At 61.6% G+C, this 17,542-nt stretch carries 22 protein-coding genes and 1 pseudogene; 7 read left to right on the top strand and 16 right to left on the bottom strand.

What is annotated here, in order from left to right; all coding sequences use genetic code 11:
- Positions 1-44 precede the first annotated feature (44 nt).
- Positions 45-899, top strand: a complete 855-nt coding sequence (gene rpoH, locus AC1Z24_RS29995; RefSeq protein ID WP_259104083.1) for an RNA polymerase sigma factor RpoH — start codon at positions 45-47, stop codon at positions 897-899.
- A gap of 166 nt (positions 900-1,065) precedes the next feature.
- On the opposite strand, the gene mtgA is transcribed toward rpoH, so the two are convergent.
- Entirely contained in the window at positions 1,066-1,776 is a 711-nt protein-coding gene (gene mtgA, locus AC1Z24_RS29990; protein ID WP_483743861.1) for a monofunctional biosynthetic peptidoglycan transglycosylase, read from the bottom strand.
- Between the two features lie 81 nt (positions 1,777-1,857).
- On the opposite strand from mtgA, the gene AC1Z24_RS29985 reads away from it, so the two are divergent.
- The 4 genes from AC1Z24_RS29985 to trmB all read left to right on the top strand — a co-directional run bounded on the left by AC1Z24_RS29985 (position 1,858) and on the right by trmB (position 4,228).
- On the top strand, positions 1,858-2,235 hold the full coding sequence (locus tag AC1Z24_RS29985; protein ID WP_483743860.1) for a DUF423 domain-containing protein: 378 nt from the start codon (positions 1,858-1,860) through the stop codon (positions 2,233-2,235).
- A gap of 100 nt (positions 2,236-2,335) precedes the next feature.
- Positions 2,336-2,536, top strand: coding sequence for a sulfur carrier protein ThiS (thiS, locus tag AC1Z24_RS29980; RefSeq protein WP_259104086.1), 201 nt, complete (start codon positions 2,336-2,338; stop codon positions 2,534-2,536).
- A 71-nt stretch (positions 2,537-2,607) separates the two neighbouring features.
- Complete coding sequence (locus AC1Z24_RS29975) at positions 2,608-3,402, top strand: thiazole synthase (protein ID WP_483743859.1); 795 nt, start codon at positions 2,608-2,610, stop codon at positions 3,400-3,402.
- A 178-nt stretch (positions 3,403-3,580) separates the two neighbouring features.
- Positions 3,581-4,228 carry a tRNA (guanosine(46)-N7)-methyltransferase TrmB gene (gene trmB / locus AC1Z24_RS29970; protein WP_483746745.1) on the top strand — a complete coding sequence of 216 codons (648 nt, stop codon included), beginning with the start codon at positions 3,581-3,583 and terminating at the stop codon, positions 4,226-4,228.
- A gap of 139 nt (positions 4,229-4,367) precedes the next feature.
- Here the strand turns inward: trmB and AC1Z24_RS29965 are convergent, their stop codons facing one another.
- The 8 genes from AC1Z24_RS29965 to AC1Z24_RS29930 form a co-directional block, all read right to left on the bottom strand.
- Positions 4,368-4,691: a DUF3392 domain-containing protein gene (locus tag AC1Z24_RS29965; protein WP_483743858.1), complete on the bottom strand. Its 324-nt coding sequence runs from the start codon at positions 4,689-4,691 to the stop codon at positions 4,368-4,370.
- 9 nt (positions 4,692-4,700) lie between these two features.
- Entirely contained in the window at positions 4,701-5,906 is a 1,206-nt protein-coding gene (gene hemW / locus AC1Z24_RS29960) for a radical SAM family heme chaperone HemW (RefSeq protein WP_483743857.1), read from the bottom strand.
- Positions 5,906-6,499 carry an RdgB/HAM1 family non-canonical purine NTP pyrophosphatase gene (rdgB, locus tag AC1Z24_RS29955; protein ID WP_483743856.1) on the bottom strand — a complete coding sequence of 198 codons (594 nt, stop codon included), beginning with the start codon at positions 6,497-6,499 and terminating at the stop codon, positions 5,906-5,908. The genes hemW and rdgB overlap by 1 nt, the downstream gene beginning before the upstream one ends.
- A 73-nt stretch (positions 6,500-6,572) precedes the next feature.
- Positions 6,573-7,193: a methionine biosynthesis protein MetW gene (metW, locus tag AC1Z24_RS29950; protein WP_259104094.1), complete on the bottom strand. Its 621-nt coding sequence runs from the start codon at positions 7,191-7,193 to the stop codon at positions 6,573-6,575.
- Between the two features lie 7 nt (positions 7,194-7,200).
- Positions 7,201-8,340 (bottom strand): homoserine O-succinyltransferase MetX, encoded by a 1,140-nt coding sequence (gene metX, locus AC1Z24_RS29945; RefSeq protein ID WP_413302982.1) that lies wholly within the window; start codon positions 8,338-8,340, stop codon positions 7,201-7,203.
- A gap of 207 nt (positions 8,341-8,547) precedes the next feature.
- Positions 8,548-9,138: a YggT family protein gene (locus tag AC1Z24_RS29940; RefSeq protein ID WP_483743855.1), complete on the bottom strand. Its 591-nt coding sequence runs from the start codon at positions 9,136-9,138 to the stop codon at positions 8,548-8,550.
- A gap of 27 nt (positions 9,139-9,165) precedes the next feature.
- Positions 9,166-9,987: a pyrroline-5-carboxylate reductase gene (gene proC, locus AC1Z24_RS29935; protein WP_483743854.1), complete on the bottom strand. Its 822-nt coding sequence runs from the start codon at positions 9,985-9,987 to the stop codon at positions 9,166-9,168.
- Between the two features lie 22 nt (positions 9,988-10,009).
- On the bottom strand, positions 10,010-10,696 hold the full coding sequence (locus AC1Z24_RS29930; RefSeq protein WP_483743853.1) for a YggS family pyridoxal phosphate-dependent enzyme: 687 nt from the start codon (positions 10,694-10,696) through the stop codon (positions 10,010-10,012).
- 55 nt (positions 10,697-10,751) lie between these two features.
- Between AC1Z24_RS29930 and AC1Z24_RS29925 the strand changes: the two genes are divergently transcribed.
- The gene (locus tag AC1Z24_RS29925; protein ID WP_483743852.1) at positions 10,752-11,786 is read left to right on the top strand and encodes a type IV pilus twitching motility protein PilT; all 1,035 of its coding nucleotides are present in this window, start codon (positions 10,752-10,754) and stop codon (positions 11,784-11,786) included.
- 123 nt (positions 11,787-11,909) lie between these two features.
- Here the strand turns inward: AC1Z24_RS29925 and AC1Z24_RS29920 are convergent, their stop codons facing one another.
- Positions 11,910-12,689 carry a C40 family peptidase gene (locus AC1Z24_RS29920; protein WP_483746744.1) on the bottom strand — a complete coding sequence of 260 codons (780 nt, stop codon included), beginning with the start codon at positions 12,687-12,689 and terminating at the stop codon, positions 11,910-11,912.
- A pseudogene (locus AC1Z24_RS29915) lies at positions 12,687-12,818 on the bottom strand (C40 family peptidase); the annotation flags it as partial. The pseudogene AC1Z24_RS29915 and the gene AC1Z24_RS29920, both read right to left, overlap by 3 nt.
- 250 nt (positions 12,819-13,068) lie before the next feature.
- On the opposite strand from AC1Z24_RS29915, the gene AC1Z24_RS29910 reads away from it, so the two are divergent.
- Positions 13,069-13,488 (top strand): TM2 domain-containing protein, encoded by a 420-nt coding sequence (locus AC1Z24_RS29910; protein WP_259104106.1) that lies wholly within the window; start codon positions 13,069-13,071, stop codon positions 13,486-13,488.
- Positions 13,489-13,619: 131 nt separating this feature from the next.
- Here AC1Z24_RS29910 and AC1Z24_RS29905 read toward each other — a convergent pair whose 3' ends face one another.
- From AC1Z24_RS29905 to AC1Z24_RS29885, 5 genes are all read right to left on the bottom strand, one after another.
- Positions 13,620-14,891, bottom strand: a complete 1,272-nt coding sequence (locus AC1Z24_RS29905) for a dihydroorotase (protein ID WP_483743851.1) — start codon at positions 14,889-14,891, stop codon at positions 13,620-13,622.
- Positions 14,888-15,892 carry an aspartate carbamoyltransferase catalytic subunit gene (locus AC1Z24_RS29900; RefSeq protein WP_259104108.1) on the bottom strand — a complete coding sequence of 335 codons (1,005 nt, stop codon included), beginning with the start codon at positions 15,890-15,892 and terminating at the stop codon, positions 14,888-14,890. The genes AC1Z24_RS29905 and AC1Z24_RS29900 overlap by 4 nt, the downstream gene beginning before the upstream one ends.
- Before the next feature lie 12 nt (positions 15,893-15,904).
- Positions 15,905-16,426 carry a bifunctional pyr operon transcriptional regulator/uracil phosphoribosyltransferase PyrR gene (gene pyrR, locus AC1Z24_RS29895; protein ID WP_483743850.1) on the bottom strand — a complete coding sequence of 174 codons (522 nt, stop codon included), beginning with the start codon at positions 16,424-16,426 and terminating at the stop codon, positions 15,905-15,907.
- A gap of 78 nt (positions 16,427-16,504) precedes the next feature.
- Positions 16,505-16,945 carry a Holliday junction resolvase RuvX gene (ruvX, locus tag AC1Z24_RS29890; RefSeq protein WP_413303007.1) on the bottom strand — a complete coding sequence of 147 codons (441 nt, stop codon included), beginning with the start codon at positions 16,943-16,945 and terminating at the stop codon, positions 16,505-16,507.
- Positions 16,945-17,514, bottom strand: coding sequence for a YqgE/AlgH family protein (locus AC1Z24_RS29885; RefSeq protein WP_259104111.1), 570 nt, complete (start codon positions 17,512-17,514; stop codon positions 16,945-16,947). The genes ruvX and AC1Z24_RS29885 overlap by 1 nt, the downstream gene beginning before the upstream one ends.
- Positions 17,515-17,542: the final 28 nt, after the last annotated feature.

Genomic DNA, 17,542 nt, shown 5'->3' with positions numbered 1-17,542 from the left:
CAGTGCTGAACTGCACGAGTCATGTGAGTCGGAGGTTTTTTCGTATGACCACTTCTTTGCAACCTGCTTATGCCTTAGTCCCGGGTGCGAACCTGGAAGCCTATGTGCACACGGTCAACAGCATTCCATTGCTGACACCCGAGCAGGAGCGTGAACTGGCTGAGAGTCTCTATTATGAGCAGGATCTGGGGGCGGCTCGGCAGATGGTTCTCGCCCACCTGCGTTTTGTCGTGCATATCGCACGCAGTTATTCCGGTTACGGCCTGGCTCAGTCTGACCTGATCCAGGAAGGTAACGTTGGCTTGATGAAGGCCGTGAAGCGCTTCAACCCGGAAATGGGCGTGCGCCTGGTTTCCTTCGCGGTCCACTGGATCAAGGCGGAAATCCATGAGTTCATCCTGCGCAACTGGCGCATCGTCAAGGTCGCCACGACCAAGGCCCAGCGCAAGCTGTTCTTCAACCTGCGCAGCCAGAAAAAACGTCTTGCCTGGCTGAACAACGAAGAAGTACATCGTGTGGCCGAAAGCCTCGGTGTCGAGCCCCGTGAAGTGCGCGAGATGGAAAGCCGCCTTACCGGTCAGGACATGGCTTTCGACCCGGCTGCTGAAGCCGACGACGACAGCGCGTTCCAGTCTCCAGCCAACTACCTGGAAGACCACCGCTACGACCCGGCTCGCCAGTTGGAAGATTCCGACTGGACCGACAACTCCACCGCCAATCTGCATCAGGCGCTGGAAGTGCTCGATGAGCGCAGCCGCGACATTCTTTACCAGCGCTGGCTGGCAGAAGAGAAAGCCACGCTGCACGACCTGGCGCAGAAGTACAACGTCTCTGCCGAGCGTATTCGTCAGCTGGAAAAGAGCGCGATGAACAAGCTCAAGTTGTCGATTGCTGCTTAAAAAAACGCCCCGATCTTCGGGGCGTTTTTTTGTTTGGCAATCCCATTGTGGGACCGGCTTTAGCCGGGAAGGCTGCATTACAGGCGATAGAGATGTATCGAGTGTACTGGCTTCTTCCCGGCTAAAGCCGGTCCCACAACTCGCTCCACAGGGTTCGATGCTATGTTCAGAAGTGCCGACTGCTATTGAGCGCCTTCAGATAATCATCCCCGCCCAACTGGCGCATCTGCTGGCGAATCCAGGCGGCGCGATTGGCGACGTAGCTGTCCGGTCGGCTGGCGCTCCATTTGCGCGGGTTAGGCAGTACAGCGGCGAGTTGGCTGGCCTGTTGCGCTGACAACTGACTGGCGTTGATATGGAAGTGATGCTCGGCCGCCGCCTGGGCGCCGAATACGCCGTCGTCCCATTCCACGCTATTGAGGTAGACCTCAAGAATCCGTTGCTTGGACCACAGCGTCTCGATCAACACGGTAAACCAGGCTTCCAGCCCCTTGCGCACGTAGCTGCGCCCGGACCACAGGAACAGGTTCTTCGACACCTGCTGGCTCAAGGTGCTTGCACCGCGGATCGAGCCGCCTTTTTCGTTGTGCAGCACGGCAGCCTGGATCGCATCGACGTCAAAGCCCCAGTGTTCGGAAAACTTCTGGTCTTCCCCGGCAATCACGGCGATTTTCAGCTCGTCGGAGATCTTGTCCCACGGCTGCCAGGTACGTTGCAGATCAATAGGCGTGCCGTCGATCCATGATTCAATCTTGCGCTCGACCATCAGCGCCGAGCCGGGCGGCGGCACCCAGCGCAGGGCCAGGACCAGTACGAAGCTGCCCACGGCGAACCATTTCAGCAGGATGAAGAGACGTCGAAAGAGATTACGCTGCATAAGAGATGGCTTGGCCGAACCCGTTGAGCGGGCCATTATACAGACCGTGTGTGATTGAACGATTTTTGACTGGAGTCCCTGATGCTTCGTAGCTATCTGATGCTGGCCGCTTTCTTCGGCTTTACCGGCGTGGGCCTTGGCGCATTTGCCGCCCATGGCTTGAAAGGCCGCTTGAGCGCGGAGTATCTGGCGATCTTCCAGACCGGCGTGCTCTATCAGCTGATTCACGCCCTGGCGCTGTTCGGCGTGGCCCTGCTGGCGGCGCAGATCCCGGGGCGGCTGGTCAGCTACGCGGGTATCGCCTTTACCCTGGGCATCGTGCTGTTTTCCGGCAGCTTGTACCTGCTGACCCTGACCAGCGTCAGCAAGCTGGGCATCATTACCCCGTTCGGCGGCCTGTGCTTTCTGGTTGGCTGGGCGTTTCTGGGGATCACCGCCTGGCGCCTCGGCGGCGTTTGACCCTCGAGTCACGCCATAGACGAATGGCGTGGCTTTGCCTTGGTCATCCCGACTGATCGGGCTAGAATGCTCGCCCCTTAAAATGATGGCTGCCATTCGCATGCACATTCAGTTGAACGGTGAACCTTTCGAGCTGCCCGAGGGCGAGACTGTCCTGGCCTTGCTGGCCCGCCTGGATCTGACCGGACGTCGGGTCGCAGTCGAGCTGAACCTGGATATCGTGCCGCGCAGCCAGCATGAGTCCACGACACTCAAAGAAGGCGATCAGGTCGAAGTGGTCCACGCCATCGGCGGCGGCTAGCCCCGGCGAGCGGCACCTGGCCCGATGACCGATCCAATCTGCTTGAACCTCAACCCTGAAGAGGATTTCCGATGAGCAACGTTCGCAGCGACAAGCCGTTTACTCTGGCTGGCCGGACTTTTGAGTCGCGCCTGCTGGTAGGCACCGGCAAGTACATCGACATGGAACAGACTCGCCTGGCCATCGAGGCCTCCGGCGCCGAGATCGTTACCGTGGCCGTGCGTCGTACCAACCTGGGTCAGAACCCGGGCGAGCCGAACTTGCTGGACGTCCTGCCGCCGGATCGCTACACCATCCTGCCGAACACCGCCGGCTGCTTCGATGCCATCGAGGCCGTACGCACCTGTCGCCTGGCCCGTGAACTGCTGGACGGCAAGAACCTGGTCAAGCTGGAAGTCCTGGCCGATCAGAAGACCCTGTTCCCCAACGTGATCGAAACCCTCAAGGCCGCCGAAGTGCTGGTCAAGGACGGTTTCGACGTGATGGTCTACACCAGTGATGACCCGATCGTCGCCCGCCAGCTGGCCGAAATCGGCTGTATTGCGATCATGCCCCTGGCCGGCCTGATCGGCAGCGGCCTGGGGATCTGCAACCCGTACAACCTGCAGATCATCCTCGAAGAAACCAAAGTGCCGGTGTTGGTCGATGCCGGTGTCGGCACCGCCTCCGACGCCACCATCGCTATGGAGCTGGGCTGTGAAGCGGTGCTGATGAACTCGGCCATTGCTCACGCGCAGCAGCCAATCATGATGGCTGAAGCCATGAAGCATGCGGTCATTGCCGGTCGCATGGCGTACCTGGCCGGGCGCATGCCGAAAAAACTCTATGCCAGCGCCTCCTCGCCGCTGGATGGTCTGATCCGCTAAACCTGTGGGACCGGCTTCAGCCGGGAAGGCGTATTCCCGGCTGAAGCCGGTCCCACAGAGTTAAAACTTGTTGTTTGATAAGAGCCCGTTGATGACTGATTCGCACGTTCCGCCCCCAGAGTTGCCTGAAGCCGAAGAAGGCCAGGAACGCCAGCACCGCCGCATCAAGAGTTTTGTGATGCGTGCCGGTCGCATGACCGAAGGCCAGCAGCGCGGCCTGGATCAGGGGCGTCCGCTGTTCGTCCTGCCGCTTGCCGATGCGCCGGTGGATTTCGATCAGGTGTTCGGCCGCTCGGCGCCGCGCACCCTGGAAATCGGCTTTGGCATGGGCCATTCGCTGCTGGAAATGGCCGCTGCGGCGCCGGATCAGGACTTTATCGGGGTCGAAGTGCATTACCCAGGCGTCGGCGCGCTGCTCAATGGCGTGCTGACCCAAGGCCTGACCAACGTGCGGGTCTACGATTGCGATGCGATCGAAGTGCTCAATCGCTGCATTGCCGACAACAGCCTCGATCGCCTGATGCTGTTCTTCCCCGACCCATGGCACAAGAGCCGTCACCACAAGCGCCGCATCGTCCAGCCCGAATTCGCTGAGCTGGTGCGTAGCAAGCTCAAGGTCGGCGGCGTGCTGCATATGGCCACCGACTGGGAACCCTATGCCGAGTACATGCTGGAAGTAATGAACGTCGCCCCCGGCTATCGCAACCTGGCCGAAGACGGCAAATGCGTCCCGCGCCCGGCCGAACGGCCGATCACCAAGTTCGAACGCCGCGGTGAGCGGTTGGGGCATGGTGTGTGGGATTTGAAGTTCGAAAAGCAGGATTGAGTAAAGCTGCCCATCCAGGGGCGAACAGGTGGGACCGGCTTTAGCCGGGAAGAGGCCGGTACATTCAATAGATCTCTATCGTCTGTACGACCGCCTTCCCGGCTAAAGCCGGTCCCACAATGTTATTCATCCCGCCGTTTTATTTCCTGTCCGCCACAACCCCGATCAATATCAACACCACCAACAGAACCGGCGCCAGGCTGTAGTTGTTGAACTGGCCCAGCCCGCGCACGATCCAGGGCGTGGCGTAGATCAGCGCCAGGCCGCTGCCGATGGTGCACAGCAAGGCCATGAAGGGGACGCGCAAGGCGCCTGCCAGGCCGCTGATGCGTTGTTCGACCCAACCCTTGAAGTCTGCGCCGAACAACACCAGCAGGCACCCTACCAAAGCCAGGGCGATTTCCGAGAGGTTGCTGCGGCTCCAGCGCGAGACGGTGGCCAGGAGGTCGAGTATGAGATCCATGCAGGGTCCTTAGATCAGAAAGTATTGCAGCAAGTCATTGAGGAATAGCTGACCCTGGGGCGTCGCCACCAGACGGCTCGGGTCGGCCTGCAACAGGCCCCGCTGTTCAGCCTGGCGGCGGGCCTGGGCCAGCGAATCGAGGCTTAGACCGGTGCGTTCGCGAAATAATGCAGCCTCGACACCATTTGTAAGACGTAAAGCGTTCATCAGGAATTCGAACGGCAATTCCTCAAGGGGCAGCAGCTTCTCGCCCGCCTGAAACGCCTTGGCCGGGTTCAGGTAATCCTTGGGCAGACGGGTTTTCCAGGTGCGCAGGATACGGCCGTCCGGGTGGCTGAGCTTGCCATGGGCACCGGCACCGATGCCGATGAAATCGCCGAAGCTCCAGTAATTGAGGTTATGCCGCGCGGGCCTGCCCGATTGGGCGTAGGCCGAGACTTCGTACTGGGCGTAGCCGTTATCGGCCAGCAGTTGCTGACCGGCTTCTTGAATGTCCCAAAGAATGTCGTCTTCGGGCAGGGTCGGCGGCTGGTTCCAGAACACCGTGTTCGGCTCCAGCGTCAGCTGATACCAGGACAGGTGCGTCGGCGCCAGGGCGATGGCCTGGCGCAGATCACCGAGGGCATCGTCTTCGGACTGATCGGGCAGGCCATGCATCAGGTCGAGGTTGAAGTTATCGAAGCCGGCCTGACGCGCCATGTCGGCGGCGCGAATCGCTTCGTCGCCGTTATGAATGCGCCCCAGGGCCTTGAGCTTGGCTTCCTGGAAGCTCTGGATGCCGATGGACAGGCGATTGATACCCAGCCCGCGATAGGCGCGGAATTTCTCTTGCTCGAAGGTCCCTGGGTTGGCTTCCAGGGTGATTTCGATGTCGTGGGCAAAACGGATGCGCTGTTCCACGCCCTTGAGCAGGCGGCCTAATGCCTGGGCGCTGAACAGGCTCGGCGTACCGCCGCCAAAGAAGATCGATTGCAGCTCGCGGCCGTAGACGTGGGGCAGGTCGAGATCGAGGTCGGCCAGCAGCGCGTCAACGTACTCTTCTTCCGGCAGCACGGGGCTGGCGGCATGGGAATTGAAGTCGCAGTACGGGCATTTGCGCACGCACCACGGGATGTGGATATACAGCGACAGCGGCGGCAAAAGAGGCAGCGGCTGGCGCGGCGCCAGAGAAGAGAAGCCGTCGGCGCCGGCGAACAGCGGTTGGGTGTCGGTCATTACAGGCTCAGACGCTGGCGCAGGATCGCCATGGCACGGGCGCGGTGGCTGATCTGGTTCTTCTCTTCCGGGCCGAGTTCGGCGCTGGAGCAGCCACGCTCCGGCACCCAGAACAGCGGGTCATAGCCGAAACCATGCTCGCCGCTGGCGGCGGTGAGGATGCGGCCGTGCCACAGGCCTTCGCAGAGGATCGGCAGTGGGTCATCGGCATGCCGGACCAGGGCCAGGACGCAGACGAACTGGGCGCCACGCTGCTCTTGCGGCACGTCTTTGAGCGCCTCCAGCAACTTGGCGTTGTTGGCTGCATCGCCTTTGCCGTCGGCGTAGCGGGCCGAATAGATGCCCGGCGCACCGCCGAGGAAGTCCACGGCCAGGCCGGAGTCGTCGGCCAAAGCTGGCAGGCCGCAGATGCGCGCGGCATTGCGGGCCTTGAGAATAGCGTTCTCGACGAACGACAGGCCGGTCTCCTCGGGCTCGACCTGGCTGAATTCGCCGATTGAGCGCAGCTGCACGCTGGCGCCGAGCATGGCCTGGAGTTCCTTGAGCTTGCCAGCGTTATGGCTGGCCAGGACGAGCTGAGTGAGGTTGGTCATGTCGTGTGTCGATGTCCTGGTCGAGGCTGGAAGACGGCTCCAGCCTGATCGTAAAGATGAGGTGTCGGGTGTTTCAGATGGCGATCTTATGGTCTTGCAGGCCGGGGCTGCTGACCCGATAGATGCCGATCTCACCCAACAGATTAGGCCACAGTTTACTGGCCCAGCCATGACGATGCTGTTGATCCACGGCCAGCCGGTCAATGACCCTTGCATCGCGTTCGCGGCACAGCTCTTCGAAGTCGCCGAAGGTGCAGAAGTGGATATTCGGCGTGTTGTACCAGGTGTACGGCAGGAACTCGGACACCGGCATGCGGCCCTTGCTCGCCAGGTACCAGCGGCAGCGCCAGTGACCGAAGTTGGGGAAAGTGATGATGCACTGGCGCCCGACCCGCAGCATTTCGTCGAGGATCTTGTCTGGATAGTGCACGGCTTGCAGCGCCTGGGTCATGACCACGACGTCGAAACTGTTGCTGGCAAAGTTGCCCAGACCCTTGTCCAGGTCCTGCTCAATGACATTGACGCCCTTGGCCACACAGCGGGCAATGTTGTCGGCGTCGTTTTCCAGGCCGTAGCCGGTAACTTGCTTGTGGTCGCGCAGCCAGGCCAGCAGTTCGCCGTCGCCGCAGCCGAGGTCGAGTACCCGGCTGCCGGCAGGGATCCAGTCTTGGATGATTTCCAGGTCGGCTCTCATGGTGTCCTCAGAGTGCAATTCGGTTCATGTAGCTGGAGAACGCCTGCAAGTAGCGCGGGATCGGGATCAGGAAGGCGTCGTGGCCCTGGGGCGCGTCGATTTCCAGGTAGCAGACGTTCTTCTTCGCCGCCATCAGCGCGTCCACCAGCTCGCGCGAGCGCGCCGGGGAGAAGCGCCAGTCGGTGGTGAACGACATCACGCAGAAGTTGGCGGTGGCGTTGGCGAAGGTCGCAGCCAGGTTGTCGTTGAACGCGGCAGCCGGGTCGAAGTAGTCCAGGGCCTTGGTCATCAACAGGTAGGTGTTGGCATCGAAGCGCCCGGAGAATTCTTCGCCCTGATAGCGCAGGTAGCTTTCGACCTGGAACTCGACGCTGTGGAAGTCGTAGTTGAGCTTTTCGCTCTTGAGCCCACGGCCGAATTTTTCGCCCATGGAGTCATCGGACAGATAAGTGATATGCCCGACCATTCGCGCCAGCATCAGCCCGCGCTTGGGAATCACGCCGAAGGCCTGGAAGTCGCCGCCGTGAAATTCCGGGTCGGACAGGATCGCCTGGCGCGCCACTTCGTTGAAGGCGATGTTCTGCGCCGACAACTTGGGCGCCGAGGCGATAGCCAGGCAATGGCGCACGCGATCCGGATACGTGATGGTCCATTGCAGGGCCTGCATGCCGCCCAGGCTGCCGCCCACCACGGCGGCCCATTGACCGATGCCCAGGTAGTCGGCCAGACGCGCCTGACTGTGCACCCAGTCTTCCACGGTCAGCACCGGGAAGTTGGCGCCGAAAGGCTTGCCGGTCTCCGGGTCGACGCTGCTCGGGCCGGTGGAACCGTTGCAGCCGCCGAGATTGTTCAGGCTGACCACAAAGAAACGGTTGGTATCCAGCGGCTTGCCGGGGCCGATGCAGCTGTCCCACCAGCCGGGCTTGCGCTCGTCGGCACTGTGGAAGCCAGCGGCATGGTGATGCCCGGACAAGGCGTGGCAGACGAGCACGGCATTGCTGCGCTCGGCGTTGAGCTGGCCGTAGGTTTCATAGATCAGATCGTAGGCTGGCAATGAGCGCCCGCAGGCCAGGGCCAGGGGTTCGCTGAAGTGCGCCAGTTGCGGTGTGACCAGACCAACAGAATCTTTGGGAAAGACCGTGGACATCGACCCTGCTCTCGCTTAAATGAGGCGTAAGTCTAAAGACCGCGGGGGGGAGGGGCAACCAAGGAATAGCGGGAGGGCTGAGGCGTACCAGAGAAACACAATCCTGTGGGAGCGAGGCTTGCCCGCGAAGGCGTCTTTCCATGCCCGGAAGATGTGTCGGATGTACCGATGTCTTCGCGGGCAAGCCTCGCTCCTACAGGCTGTTTGTCAGATCAACAAACGCAACACATCCGGCATACCGGTCATTTCCGCCAGGTTGTTGATGACTAGCATGTCCAACAGCTTGAGCACCATGAATGCCAGGATCGGCGAGATATCCAGGCCGCCCATGCTGGGCAGGATGCGGCGGAACGGCGCCAGGGCCGGTTCGCAGATCTGGTTGACCAGTTCGGCGCCGGGGTTGTGGCTGCCCGGGGCGACCCAGGACAGGATCACGCTGATGATCAGGGCGAAGAAGAAGATTTTGAAGAACAGCGCGGTCACGCCAATGATCGACCAGACCAGCAGTTGCAGCGGGGCACCGGTGGTGTGGTACGCCAGCAGCAGGGTCAGGGCCATCAGGATCAGTTGCACGATGATTGCCAGCACCAGCGAGGACATGTCCAGGCCGAACAGGCTCGGAATGATCCGGCGCAGCGGCTTGAGCAGCGGTTGGGTGGCGCGTACGGCGAACTGGCTCAGGGGGTTGTAGAAGTCGGCGCGCACCAATTGCAGCACGAAGCGCAACAGCACGATCAGCAGATACAGACTGCCCAGGGTTTGCAGGACGTAAATTGCAGCGGTGTTCAGCCCGATCATCGGTCTGCTCCTCTATGGCCTAAGAAATTATTTACCCAGTTGCTCGGCGAGTTCCGCCGAGCGGTGCGCGGCAGCAGCCAGCGCGGTATCGACCAGGGCTTCGAAGCCGCCGGCCTGGAACGCTTTGATCGCAGCTTCCGTGGTGCCGGCCGGTGACGTGACACGACGGCGCAGCTCGGCAGCATCGACATCACTGCCGGTGGCCATCAGCGCCGCGCCCAAAGCGGTTTGCAGCGTGAATTTTTTCGCGACTTCCGGCGGCAGGCCCAGTTTCACGGCGGTCGCGGTCATGGCTTCAATCAGCAGGAAGAAGTACGCCGGGCCGCTGCCGGATACGGCAGTTACGGCATCCAGTTGTTTTTCCTCGTCCAGCCACAGGGCGATACCTACAGCCGACAGCAGGGTTTCAGCCTGCTCGCGTTGGGTCGCTGTGACGCCCGCCGTCGCATACAGGCCGCTTACGCCCTGACGCAGCAGCGAGGGCGTGTTGGGCATGCAGCGCACCAGGGGTTGCTGCTCACCGAGCCAGGTTTTCATGCTGGCGCAGGTGATCCCGGCGGCAATGGACACGATCAGCTGATTCGGTTTCAGCGACGGGGCCAAGGCCAGGCAGACGTCTTTCATCTTCTGCGGCTTGACCGCCAGCACGATGAGATCGGCGCCGTCGATGGCTTCGGCGTTACTGGCGAAGGTGGCAATACCATGGGCGAGGCTGATGCGCTCACGGGTTTCGACGCTCAAGGCGCTGGCGCGGATGGCGGCCGCCTCGACGCCCTCGGCGCGCAACCCGCCGATCAGACTGGCAGCCATGTTTCCGGCGCCGATAAAGGCGATACGCGTAGTGCTCATAAAGGGTTCCTTGGCTCAAAGGTCATGGCTGGCCGTAGTCGCGGGCGCCAAACAAGGCTGTGCCGATACGCACCCAGGTAGCGCCTTGTTCGATGGCGGCTTCCAGGTCGTGGCTCATGCCCATGGAAAGGGTGTCCAACGGCAGATTCAAGCTGTCCTGCAGGTTACGTACGGTGGCAAAAGCCGCGCTCTGGGCGGCGCGGTCTTCGGTCGGTTCGGGAATCGCCATCAGGCCGCGCAATTTGAGATTGGGCAGGGCACTGATGGCATTGGCCAAGGCAGGCAGGTCTTGCGGGGCGCAGCCGGACTTGCTGGCTTCGCCGCTGACATTGACCTGAATGCAGATATTCAGGGGCGCCAGCTCGGCGGGACGCTGCTCGGACAAGCGTTGGGCGATTTTCAGGCGATCCACGGAATGTACCCAGGCGAAGTTCTCGGCGATGGCGCGAGTCTTGTTCGACTGAATGGGGCCGATGAAATGCCAGCACAAGGGCAGGTCACTTAATTGCGCTTGCTTGCCCAGGGCTTCTTGCAGATAGTTCTCGCCAAAATCCCGCAGGCCCGCGGCATAAGCTTCGCGCAGGGCCTCGGCGGGCTTGGTTTTGCTCACGGCCAGCAGGCCGATGGCGGCAGGATCGCATTGCGCCTTCGTGGCGGCTGCGTGAATTCGTGCGCCGAGCGTTGAAATGTTCGCTGCTATCGTGGACATTGATTTGCGCCAGCAGGGCTAAAGTCTGCGGCATTCTATGTGATTGAGGAGCTGTATGGATATTACCGAGCTGCTGGCCTTCAGTGCCAAGCAAGGCGCGTCGGACTTGCACCTCTCGGCCGGCTTGCCGCCCATGATCCGGGTCGATGGCGATGTGCGCAGAATCAACCTGCCACCACTGGACGCCAAGCAGGTCCAGGCGCTGATCTACGACATCATGAACGACAAGCAGCGCAAGGACTTCGAGGAGTTCCTGGAAACGGACTTTTCCTTCGAAGTGCCGAGCGTGGCGCGCTTCCGGGTCAACGCTTTCAACCAGAACCGTGGCGCGGGCGCCGTATTCCGGACCATTCCCTCGAAGATCCTGAACATGGACGAACTGGGCATGGGAAAAGTGTTTCGCAAGATTACCGACGTGCCCCGTGGCCTGGTATTGGTGACCGGCCCGACCGGTTCGGGCAAGTCGACGACCCTTGCGGCCATGATCGACTTCCTCAACTGCAATCGCCATCACCATATCCTGACCATCGAAGACCCCATCGAATTCGTCCACGAGTCGAAGAAGTGCCTGGTCAACCAGCGCGAAGTGCACCGTGACACCCTGGGCTTCTCCGAAGCGCTGCGTTCGGCACTGCGCGAAGACCCGGACGTGATCCTGGTCGGTGAGCTGCGCGACCTGGAGACCATCCGCCTGGCCCTGACGGCGGCGGAAACCGGTCACCTGGTCTTCGGCACCCTGCACACCACGTCGGCGGCCAAGACCATCGACCGGGTGGTGGACGTGTTCCCGGCCCAGGAGAAATCGATGATTCGTTCGATGCTCTCTGAGTCCCTGCACGCGGTGATCTCCCAAACCCTGCTGAAGAAAGTCGGCGGCGGTCGCGTTGCCGCTCACGAGATCATGATGGGGACGGCGGCGATCCGTAACCTGATCCGGGAAGACAAGGTGGCGCAGATGTATTCGGCGATTCAGACCGGGGGTTCGCTGGGCATGCAGACCCTGGATATGTGCCTCAAGGATCTGGTCGTGCAGGGCGTGATTACGCGGGATGTGGCGCGTGAACATGCAAAAAACCCCGACAATTTCTGATCGGGGTTTTTCGTTGTAATGCCGGCGTGTGGGACCGGCTTTAGCCGGGAAGGCGATTTGCTGGCCAATTCCCGGCTAAAGCCGGTCCCACAAAAGCCTGCCCTGCAAAGCCAGTCCGGATTATCAGCGCTGAACGACGCGCATTGTGCTCTTCGGACCTTTCGGCGCCGGTGGCGTTACTCGCTTGGCGACCACGTAGTGGCTGTCCCAGTATGGTTTCTTCAGGGTATCGACGGTTACCGACTTGCCACGGCTCGGGGCGTGGACGAAGCGATCGTTGCCCAGGTAGATGGCAACGTGATCAACCTTGCGACTTTCGATATTGAAGAACAGCAGGTCACCCGGTTTCAGGTCCTTGCGATCGACTTTCTGCCCGTGGCCAGCGGCCATGGCATTGGAAGTACGTGGCAGGTTGGCACCCTTGACGCCAGTGAAGGCGTATTTGACGAGGCCGCTGCAATCCAGGCCTTTCTTCGGATTGGTGCCGCCCCAGCGATAGGGCGTACCGACGGCATCCATGGCCCGGCTGACGACAGTGTCGGTCGGCGCGGCAGGTTTGCCTTTCTTCGAGTCTTTATGGGCGGCAACGGTGGTGGCTGCAGCCTTCTTCGAATCCTTGCTGGCGACCTTGGCGGCGCCTTTTTTCGAACCCTTGTCGGCAACCACGGTAGTGGTGCCTTTTTTGGAGTCCTTGGCAGCGGCTGTGGCGGCTTTCTTCGACTCTTTGGTAGCGACCTTGGAGTTCGGCTTTTTCGAATCCTGGTGGGCTGCTGCTGCGGTTTCAGCCTTCTTTGCCGGTTCCTTGGCCTCTGCCTGGGTGTCGTGCTCGACGACTTTGCTGCCCCGATGTTTTGGCGCGGCGGTTACAGGCGTTGGTTCGGTCTCGGTGTTGGAAGCGGTCACTGGCGAAGAATGACTTTTCGCAGTGTGACCGTTAAAGCTCGCAGGAAGCTGTTGCTCACGATTGGTGGCGTGGGCGGCCAGTGGCATAAATAGGCAGATGGTTAGCCATGTCTTGAAAAATGGACGCATTCGGCAGGGCTCTTTTTGGTCAGCGCGCAACTTTATAACAGCTTTTGGTGAATGTCTTACCCCCCTAATCAATAGTTTTACAGTCGCATCCTTTCAGATTCTGCGACAGACTGTCTCAAATTGTTACGCAATCCCTTTACCCACAAGGGTTTGAGGGCTGTCCGGGTGGTCAGTGCCATACGTCGGACAAAGTCACGAAAGTCACAAAATTTACGCACATTTTTTTCTATGACTGTCAAAGAGGCTCGTTATGAACGGCTATCGTCAAGATGCCCCCCCGCAAAACACCCATAGCATGGTGCTTGGCTATCTATTGTGGATTCTCGGTTTCACCGGCGCCCATCGCTTTTATTTCGGCAAGCCGGTCACCGGCACTATCTGGTTTTTCACCCTCGGGCTGTTCGGCATCGGCTGGTTTATCGACCTGTTCCTGATCCCCGGCATGGACCGTGAGGCCGACATGCGCTTCAACAGCGGCGCGCTGGATTACAGCGTCGGCTGGCTGTTGCTGACGTTCCTCGGGGTTTTCGGAGTGCACCGCATGTACCAGGGCAAATGGATCAGCGGGATCATTTATCTGCTGACCCTTGGTCTGGGCGGGTTTGGCGTGCTGTATGACTTCTGGACGCTGAATGACCAGATATCCATCAGGAATGCGCAGCGGGGCTGAATCAGGGTTTTGCAGGACAAATAATGTGGGACCGGCTTTAGCCGGGAAGGGGACGGTACAGACGATGGAAATGTATCGAATGTGTCGACCTCTTCCCGGCTAAAGCCGGTCCCACAGAGCGTGTTGCAGCCTCAGGCGCTATGGCTGATCCGCCCATCCACCAGGGTGTAGCGCACCGCGCCGGGCAGGCAGTGGCCGATGAACGGGCAGTTCTCGCCACGCGACAGCCATGTCTCGCCAGCCACGGTCGATGCCGCCGGATCGAACAGCACGATATCCGCCGCCGAACCGGCACTAAGCTTGCCGGCAGGCAGACGCAGCGCCGTTGCCGGGCCGCTGCTCAGGCGGGCGAGCAGGGTTGGCAGGTCGAGCAGACCATCCTCTACCAAGGTCATGGCCAGCGGCAGCAGCAGTTCGACACTGCTGATGCCCGGCTCGGTCGCGGCGAACGGTGCCAGCTTGGCGTCGCGTTCGTGGGGCTGGTGATGGCTGGAAATAGCCTGAATCACCCCGGACTTGACGGCGGCGCGCAGACCATCGCGGTCGGCGCGGGTGCGTAGCGGCGGCTGTACGTGATAGAGGCTGGAGAAGTCGATCAGCGCCTCGTCAGTGAGGATCAACTGGTAAAGCGCGACATCGGCAGTCACCGGCAGGCCTCGGGCCTGGGCTTGGGCGATCATCGCGGCGCCGCGGGCGCTGGTCAGTTGGCTGAAGTGGGCGCGCACGCCGCTCTGCTCGACCAGCAACAGGTCGCGGGCCAGCGCTACGGTTTCGGCGGTTTCCGGAATACCGGCGAGGCCAAGGAAAGCAGCGGTCGGGCCTTCATGGGCCAGGCCGCCTTCGGCCAGATCGTGGTCTTGAGAGTTGAAGATCACCGTCAGGTCGAAGGTCGCCGCATATTCCAGTGCCCGGCACAGGGTGCGGGTGTTGTGGAAGGTCTTCAGGCCATTGCTGAAGGCCACGCAACCGGCATCGCGCAAGGCCACCAGCTCGGCCAGTTGCTCGCCGTCCAGGCCCTTGCTCAGGGCGCCAATCGGGAACACTTTACTGTGCCCGGCTTCACGGGCGCGGTCGAGGATCAGTTCGGCGACGGCCGAGGTGTCCAGTACCGGCTTGGTCCGGGGCGGGCAGCACAGGCTGGTCACGCCACCGGCGGCGGCGGCGCGGGTTTCGCTGGCGATGCTGCCTTTGCGGCTATAGCCCGGCTCGCGCAGGGCGACGTTAAGGTCGACCAGGCCAGGGGCGGCGATCAGGCCGGTGGCGTCGATGCTGTCTACCGGGGTGAAACCGGCTGGAGCGGCGCCAATGGCGAGGATCTTGCCCGCCTCCAGATGCAGATCGGTAACTGTGTCCAGGCCGCTGGCCGGATCGATGACGCGAGCGCCGAGGATGCTGAGCTTCACTGGGCGTTCTCCTGTTCGAATTGTCGTTGTGCGGTCTGGCCACTCATGGCCATGGACAGTACGGCCATGCGTACGGCAATGCCGTAGGTCACCTGATTGAGAATCACCGACTGGGCGCCATCGGCCACCGCCGACTCGATCTCTACGCCGCGGTTGATCGGGCCCGGGTGCATGACGATAGCGTCGGGCTTGGCGCCAGCGAGGCGGGCGGTGGTCAGGCCGAACAGGCGGTAGAACTCGCCCTCGCTCGGCAACAGGCCGCCCTGCATGCGTTCGCGTTGCAGGCGCAGCATGATCACCACGTCAACGTCCTTGAGGCCTTCCTTGAGGTCGGTGTAGACCTTCACGCCATACTGCTCGACGCCCACCGGCAGCAGGGTTTTCGGCCCGATGACGCGGATGTCCGGGCAACCCAGGGCCTTGAGGGCGATCATGTTGGAGCGCGCGACCCGCGAGTGCAGGATGTCGCCGACAATGGCCACCGAGAGGTTCTCGAAGCTGCCTTTGTGGCGGCGGATGGTCAGCATGTCGAGCATGCCCTGGGTCGGGTGCGCGTGGCGGCCGTCGCCGCCATTGATGATGGCAACCTCGGGGCTGACGTGCTCGGCGATGAAGTGCGCCGCGCCGGAGTCGCTGTGGCGTACGACGAACATGTCGGCAGCCATGGCTTCCAGGTTGCGCAGGGTGTCGAACAGCGTCTCGCCCTTGCTGGTGGAGGAGGTCGACACGTTGAGGGTAATGACGTCGGCCGACAGGCGCTGGGCCGCCAGTTCAAAGGTGGTGCGGGTGCGCGTGGAGTTCTCGAAGAACACATTGCACACGGTCCTGCCGCGCAGTAGCGGGACCTTTTTCACCGCCCGGGCGCCGACTTCCAGGAAGGAGTCAGCGGTGTCGAGGATTTCGGTCAACAGCTCTCGGGGCAGGCCGTCGAGAGAGAGGAAGTGGCGCAGCTGACCTTGATGGTTGAGTTGCAGCGGGCGCTTGGCGTCGAGAGGCGTCATCGCAAAGGACTCTTAAAGGGCGGCGGAGGCGGTTGAGAGGTCTTGCAGTTCCAGGGCCAGGGGCGCCGGGCCGGTCAGTTTGACCCGCTCGTTCGGCGCCAGGGCCAGGGTGGCGCCGACGACGTCCGGGCTGATCGGCAGTTCGCCGGCGTCCAGGTCCAGCAGGCAGACCAGGGTCACGCTGGCCGGGCGGCCATAGTCGAACAGCTCGTTGAGGGCGGCGCGGATTGTGCGGCCGCTCATCAGCACGTCGTCGATCAGCACCAGGTGCTGGCCTTCGATTTCGAACGGCAGCTCTGAGGGACGTACCTGCGGGTGCAGGCCGTTCTGGCTGAAGTCATCGCGGTAGAAGGAAACATCCAGGGTGCCCAGTGGCGACAGGCTGCTCAGCGCTTGCAGCAACGCCTGCGCGACCCACACGCCACCGGTACGAATGCCGATGAAGCGAGGTTCGCTGATGCCGCGCTTGCCCAGGAGGGCGGTGAGGTCGGTCGCCATCTGGCTGATCAGTCCGGCGGGGTTGGGCAGGCTCATGGTTGCTCCTTGAAGGGCCGGGCGGCGTTTGACGTCGCCCGGGCTGAAACGGGAATCCGGGTATAACAAAGCGATGTTTCAGTCACCGAACAGTTCGGTATTGGCTTCCAACCAGCCCTGCAGCAGCAGTGCGGCGGCGATGGCGTCCACCGGGTTGTCGCGATAACTGCCGCGTTGGCCGCCCCTGGCCAGGCGTTCGCCCTTGGCCTCGAAGGTGGTCAGGCGTTCATCATGGGTGTACACGGGCAGGTTGAAGCGGCCATTGAGACGGCGCGAGAACTTTTCCGCGCGCTCACTCATTTCGCTGGGAGTGCCGTCCATATTCAGCGGCAGGCCGACGACGATGGCGTCGGGCTTCCACTCTTTGATCAGCGCTTCGATCTGGCTCCAGTCCGGCACGCCCTGCTGCGCCTTGAGCGTGCACAGCTCCCGGGCCTGGCCGGTAATGACCTGGCCGACCGCTACGCCGATCTGTTTGGTGCCGTAGTCGAATCCCAATAACAGGCGCAATCCGGCCATCAGGCGTGGCCCGCCTGACTGGTCAACAGGCTGAGATTCACGCCCAAGCGGGCAGCGGCGGCGTTGAGGCGCTGGTCACTGTCCACGTCGAACAGGATTGCCGGGTCGAACGGGCAATTGAGCCAGGCATTGGCAGCCATTTCCGCTTCCAGTTGCCCGGCATCCCAACCGGCATAGCCGAGGGTGATCACATTTTGATCAGGGCCGTAGCCGTCGGCGATGGAAAACAGCACGTCCTGGGAAGTCGACAGGGAGATGCCGCCCAATTCCACCGTGGCCTGGAATATCTGGCCGCTGGGGTGCAGGACAAAGCCACGATCGGTCTGTACCGGGCCGCCGGTATGGATCGGGATGTGCTGGCAACGCACGGGTGGCTCCATTTCCGGTCGCAACTGCTCGAGGATATCGGCCAGCGACAGGCTTTGCGGGCGGTTGATGACCAGACCCATGGCGCCATTGGCGTTGTGCTCGACGATGTAGGTCAAGGTCTGGGCGAAGTTCTGGTCGTGCATGTGGGGCATGGCGATCAGGAACTGATGCTTGAAATAGCTTGGGGAGACGTTTTTCATGAGTCTTAGTGTGGCGCCGGTAAAGAAG

It is taken from the genome of Pseudomonas sp. JL23, assembly GCF_056933585.1.
The sequence above is the reverse complement of the archived record's forward strand: the minus strand, read 5'-3'. Positions and strand labels throughout refer to the sequence as shown.

What these genes read in the sequence shown, in the direction of transcription:
- metX (WP_413302982.1), bottom strand. Translation starts at nt 8,340, where the DNA reads ATGTCCACGGTCTTTCCCAAAGATTCTGTTGGTCTGGTCACACCGCAA.
- AC1Z24_RS29900 (WP_259104108.1), bottom strand. Translation starts at nt 15,892, where the DNA reads ATGACGCCTCTCGACGCCAAGCGCCCGCTGCAACTCAACCATCAAGGT.
- AC1Z24_RS29965 (WP_483743858.1), bottom strand. Translation starts at nt 4,691, where the DNA reads ATGGATCTCATACTCGACCTCCTGGCCACCGTCTCGCGCTGGAGCCGC.
- hemW (WP_483743857.1), bottom strand. Translation starts at nt 5,906, where the DNA reads ATGACCGACACCCAACCGCTGTTCGCCGGCGCCGACGGCTTCTCTTCT.
- AC1Z24_RS29885 (WP_259104111.1), bottom strand. Translation starts at nt 17,514, where the DNA reads ATGAAAAACGTCTCCCCAAGCTATTTCAAGCATCAGTTCCTGATCGCC.
- AC1Z24_RS29910 (WP_259104106.1), top strand. Translation starts at nt 13,069, where the DNA reads ATGAACGGCTATCGTCAAGATGCCCCCCCGCAAAACACCCATAGCATG.
- trmB (WP_483746745.1), top strand. Translation starts at nt 3,581, where the DNA reads ATGCGTGCCGGTCGCATGACCGAAGGCCAGCAGCGCGGCCTGGATCAG.
- AC1Z24_RS29940 (WP_483743855.1), bottom strand. Translation starts at nt 9,138, where the DNA reads ATGATCGGGCTGAACACCGCTGCAATTTACGTCCTGCAAACCCTGGGC.
- rpoH (WP_259104083.1), top strand. Translation starts at nt 45, where the DNA reads ATGACCACTTCTTTGCAACCTGCTTATGCCTTAGTCCCGGGTGCGAAC.
- AC1Z24_RS29985 (WP_483743860.1), top strand. Translation starts at nt 1,858, where the DNA reads ATGCTTCGTAGCTATCTGATGCTGGCCGCTTTCTTCGGCTTTACCGGC.
- ruvX (WP_413303007.1), bottom strand. Translation starts at nt 16,945, where the DNA reads ATGGCCGGATTGCGCCTGTTATTGGGATTCGACTACGGCACCAAACAG.
- AC1Z24_RS29925 (WP_483743852.1), top strand. Translation starts at nt 10,752, where the DNA reads ATGGATATTACCGAGCTGCTGGCCTTCAGTGCCAAGCAAGGCGCGTCG.
- pyrR (WP_483743850.1), bottom strand. Translation starts at nt 16,426, where the DNA reads ATGAGCCTGCCCAACCCCGCCGGACTGATCAGCCAGATGGCGACCGAC.
- proC (WP_483743854.1), bottom strand. Translation starts at nt 9,987, where the DNA reads ATGAGCACTACGCGTATCGCCTTTATCGGCGCCGGAAACATGGCTGCC.
- thiS (WP_259104086.1), top strand. Translation starts at nt 2,336, where the DNA reads ATGCACATTCAGTTGAACGGTGAACCTTTCGAGCTGCCCGAGGGCGAG.
- AC1Z24_RS29930 (WP_483743853.1), bottom strand. Translation starts at nt 10,696, where the DNA reads ATGTCCACGATAGCAGCGAACATTTCAACGCTCGGCGCACGAATTCAC.
- metW (WP_259104094.1), bottom strand. Translation starts at nt 7,193, where the DNA reads ATGAGAGCCGACCTGGAAATCATCCAAGACTGGATCCCTGCCGGCAGC.
- rdgB (WP_483743856.1), bottom strand. Translation starts at nt 6,499, where the DNA reads ATGACCAACCTCACTCAGCTCGTCCTGGCCAGCCATAACGCTGGCAAG.
- mtgA (WP_483743861.1), bottom strand. Translation starts at nt 1,776, where the DNA reads ATGCAGCGTAATCTCTTTCGACGTCTCTTCATCCTGCTGAAATGGTTC.
- AC1Z24_RS29975 (WP_483743859.1), top strand. Translation starts at nt 2,608, where the DNA reads ATGAGCAACGTTCGCAGCGACAAGCCGTTTACTCTGGCTGGCCGGACT.